At 66.2% G+C, this 382-nt stretch carries 1 protein-coding gene; it reads right to left on the reverse strand.

Annotated features, from left to right (window positions below; genetic code table 11):
• Positions 1-303: hypothetical protein (locus NBZ85_RS32065; protein WP_261563542.1), on the reverse strand; the 303-nt coding region annotated here is incomplete at its 3' end.
• Positions 304-382: the final 79 nt, after the last annotated feature.

Raw genomic sequence — 382 nt, forward strand, 5'->3', positions numbered from 1 at the left:
CATGTAGAACGGCACGAGCCTGACGGGTTTCGCGTCGGCGAAGTTGACGACGTCCGGGTCGGCGCTGGTGATGATGATGCGGCGCACGAGATCTTGCGGTTGTCCGTGCATCCCGCGCCGCGGCGAGTAGCGTGCCGTCACGACGAGACTGAAACCTGCGCCCGTCGTGATGTTCGGGTCGTCGTTCGCGAGGATGGGCACGCTTAGGCCGGTGGCGGGCATGCTTGTCGCGACGATCGGCACGCCACCGGCGATGAACGTGCCATCACTGAGGGCGACGTCGCGGTCGGCGGTTACCGTCACCTCGACGTCAGCGACACCCGATGTGGCACCGAGCGGGACGAGGCCCACATCGAGGGGACGGATGGCGAGTGTTTTGAGG

The sequence above is a fragment of the Frankia tisae genome (assembly GCF_025403405.1).
Taxonomy (GTDB): Bacteria; Actinomycetota; Actinomycetes; order Frankiales; family Frankiaceae; genus Frankia; species Frankia tisai.